5 protein-coding genes are annotated in these 3,204 nt (G+C 44.4%); all 5 read right to left on the bottom strand.

The genetic code is table 11. The features are described from left to right. Positions 1-920: M56 family metallopeptidase (locus WC903_09190; GenBank protein ID MFA5894119.1), on the bottom strand; the 920-nt coding region annotated here is incomplete at its 3' end. A 115-nt stretch (positions 921-1,035) separates the two neighbouring features. Beyond that, positions 1,036-1,419: a BlaI/MecI/CopY family transcriptional regulator gene (locus tag WC903_09185; protein MFA5894118.1), complete on the bottom strand. Its 384-nt coding sequence runs from the start codon at positions 1,417-1,419 to the stop codon at positions 1,036-1,038. Positions 1,420-1,528: 109 nt separating this feature from the next. Then, positions 1,529-2,275 (bottom strand): DsbA family protein, encoded by a 747-nt coding sequence (locus WC903_09180; GenBank protein MFA5894117.1) that lies wholly within the window; start codon positions 2,273-2,275, stop codon positions 1,529-1,531. Positions 2,276-2,361: 86 nt separating this feature from the next. Next, a complete protein-coding gene (locus tag WC903_09175) occupies positions 2,362-2,694 on the bottom strand; it encodes a TraR/DksA C4-type zinc finger protein (protein ID MFA5894116.1) in 333 nt (110 codons plus the stop codon). 123 nt (positions 2,695-2,817) lie between these two features. Continuing rightward, a partial coding sequence (locus WC903_09170) for a class I SAM-dependent methyltransferase (GenBank protein MFA5894115.1) occupies positions 2,818-3,204 on the bottom strand: 387 nt, incomplete at its 5' end.

Raw genomic sequence — 3,204 nt, 5'->3', positions numbered from 1 at the left:
GGTTCTTCACATTGGTTGTCGTGCTGGTTGTAGGCCATTTGGCAGACGCTTGCGCTCTGTGTAAGATTGCACTGAAGCTGCTCCTCGGTTTCCATGGACGGGCATGAGTTATTGTGCGATTCTACCACCGCCTGGCTGGAGCCGGCAATTAAAATGAAAGAAAACAACATCACTAAAGGCAATAAGCTGCTGACCAGCACCTTAGTGGTGAAAGTGTTGAATTTTGGCAAATATTCATCGTCCAACAGTTTGTTTATTCGGGCGTCAGTAGAACTTAAAAAAGATATTGCTAAGGTATTGCCGTCGACCGACCGCTGGTCAAGCTTAATCGCCTTGGCGATCGCCCTGGCCAAAGGAGCCTTATTTAAAAAACCGCCGGTGGCCCTTTCGTCAGCGGTTAATTCCGACAAGATCAGATATTTATCCGCCAACAGCTTCAAGCCCGGAATAAAAAACAAGATAGCTGAAATCAGTTTGATAATAAAGATTTTAAGCGGTTCATAGTTGAGCAGGTGCTGCTTTTCGTGCAGTAATACCGCCTTCAATTCATCCGGCGCGAGCATCTTGACCAGACCGGAGGAGATGCAAATTTTCGGCCGCCTGAAGCCGAAGCAGAATACGTTGGCGCTCGCGTCATTAATTTCAATCAGCCTGTTCTCCAGGCCAAGTTGTTTGGCCGCCTGGGTCAGTTTTTCGGCAGGCTCAATTCTTCTGCCTTCAGTTTTCAAGCCGACGTATTTTTTGGTGAGTATAAAATAATTCGCGGTTTTTTTTATGATGAAAGCGATAAAGGTCAGCGATCCCAGGCTCAATAAGATTAAAAAGCTTAAGAAATAGGGGTGGTGATAAAATGACAGATGGTCGGTGCAGCCGCAAATTGCCGCAAGTTTGCCGGATAGGATTTTCGCGAAAACGACCATGCGAGTCGCTAAGATATAACCAAGTGAGAAAAAAACAAGCAAAAACAGCGATCCCGCCCAAATGATTTGGGTAAACACAACCTTGCTTCTTGTTTGCAGTCCGCTGGACATGGATTTATTTAACTTCTTTAAGTTTGTTTAGCAGGCCGGCTAGTTCTTTTTTATTTTTTTTACCGATGACATCAATCAATTGCGCTATTGCCACGCCGCCATAATCATTGATCAGATTATTGATGACATTTTTGGAGATAGACGCGGAAAAAGCTTCTTTGTTTTGGATCGGCGTGTAAATGTAAGCATTATTTTCATCCAGCCTTCTTTTTAATATGCCTTTTTCAAAAAGCCGGCTCATAACAGTCATCACCGTGGTATAGGCGATTTTCTTTTTCTTTCTGAGGACAAACAAAACCTGGCGGACCGAGGCGGCCCCAAGCCGCCAAAGTTCTTCCATAATAGCCATTTCCAGTTTTGCCAGTCCGATAATTTCTCTTTTTTTCATTTTGATATTTTTATTACTACGCATCATAGTACATTAAATAATAAGAAATTGCAAATTTTAAAACTCCCGCCGGTATGGCGGGAGTTTTAAAAGTTATCTAAAAAAATTTTTAGAGCAATGGTTTGATCATCGAGTCAATCTGTTCAAATGGTACCGCGCCAGGAATTGTTGTGCCGTTAATGAAGCTACCGGGGGTGCCGCGCACCCCATAGGCCTGGCCCTGTTGGAGATCAGCATTTACTTTGTTTGCGTATTTTTCGCTTGAAAGGCAGCTGTCAAATTTTTTGGCATCCAGCTTAAGGTTTTTTGCGGCAGTAGATAAATAAGCATCATTCAGGCGGGTTTGATTAGCGAAAATTTCATCGGTATATTCCCAGAACTTATTTTGCTCTCCAGCGCATTCGGCCGCCATGGCAGCTTTTTTAGCATAGGGATGGATTGATTCCAGCGGAAAGTGTTTGAAAACCCAGCGTACTTGAGTCGGGTATTTGGCCATCACCTGTTTCATTGTCTCGTGAAAGCGGACGCAGAAGGGGCACTGGTAGTCGGAAAATTCAACGATGGTTATTTTAGCGTTCTTATTGCCGCGAATGTGGTCGGTTGCGGCCACCTTAACGTCAACCTTGCCGGCTGCATCGGGTTGCGCCGCCGCGCTTGGCTGATTACCCGCGCTTGGTTGGTTGTTGTCCGCCACCACGCCGGAGTCATCGCCGTTATTTTCTAGCCAGCCGCCGCCGGCCAATTCTTTTTTTACAAACAAGCCGCCGAAGATGATAAAACCGATAGTTGAAACAATCGCCACACCGCTGATCAAGCCGAGCACAAAACTTGATTTGGAGCGAATGTATTTATCCATTAGCATAGTTTTAGTTAGTTACCGCCGAAAGAGCGGAAGTTAATTAATAGAAAAATTATAGCGTAATTAAATTAAAAAATAAAGGCTTATTTTTTGTAAGCGCATTTTTCACAATACTCAATCCAGGGCTCCTCTTTTAAATTCTCTTCTTTGATAATCGCGCCACATTCAATGCAGCGACCAAAAGTGCCATTGCCCATGCGGCCTAAAGCATCGTTAACCCGTTCTAGCGACTTGCGATAAATTTTTAAAAGAGATTCCTCGGTAATGTCTTCGGTGGCGTCATTAGCCAAGTCTTCGGGGCTAGGATTATCCACCATTTCCTCCGGCCTGGTCAGCCGGTCAATCTCTGCCTCTTGCTCCACCTGCTCTTGCTCAAGTTTATTTTTTATCTCAGCTAAAAAAGCTTCGCTGTACATGGTTTTTTAAAATTATCGCCGAATCAGCCTCGGCCATGATATTATTAATGTAAAAATAAGTTCTAGGTTATTTTAGCATATTATTTGATTTAGACAAGCGGGCGACCGACACATCATCAACAATCAACGCTGATAGATAAAAATTTGGGCGGAGCTTGGGGTGGGTTGATCTATCACTAACGGTTGCCAGCCCGCGATAGCGAAGCTGTAGGAAATTACTTTGGCGCCCGGCGCGAGCTCCCGCTCCAGCTTCGGCTTTAATTTGTCCGTTAGTTTGTCCGGAATGCCAAAAACATAAATTACTGATGCCTCGGAAAGGTCAGTTGTAAAAAGATTGCGGCAGCGGATAGAAAGATTTTTTTGCCCAGCCATCAGTTGGCGGAGTTTACTTAATAGATAAAAAGGCCAGGCCAATTCAAGACCGATTACTTTGGCCGGTGAATGTTTGGCCAAATAAGCGGCCACCCGGCCGTTACCGCAGCCAAGTTCATAAACCAGATCATTTTTTTG

This window comes from Candidatus Margulisiibacteriota bacterium, assembly GCA_041658645.1.
Classification (GTDB): Bacteria; Margulisbacteria; WOR-1; order O2-12-FULL-45-9; family XYB2-FULL-48-7; genus JBAZZV01.
The sequence above is the reverse complement of the archived record's forward strand: the minus strand, read 5'-3'. Positions and strand labels throughout refer to the sequence as shown.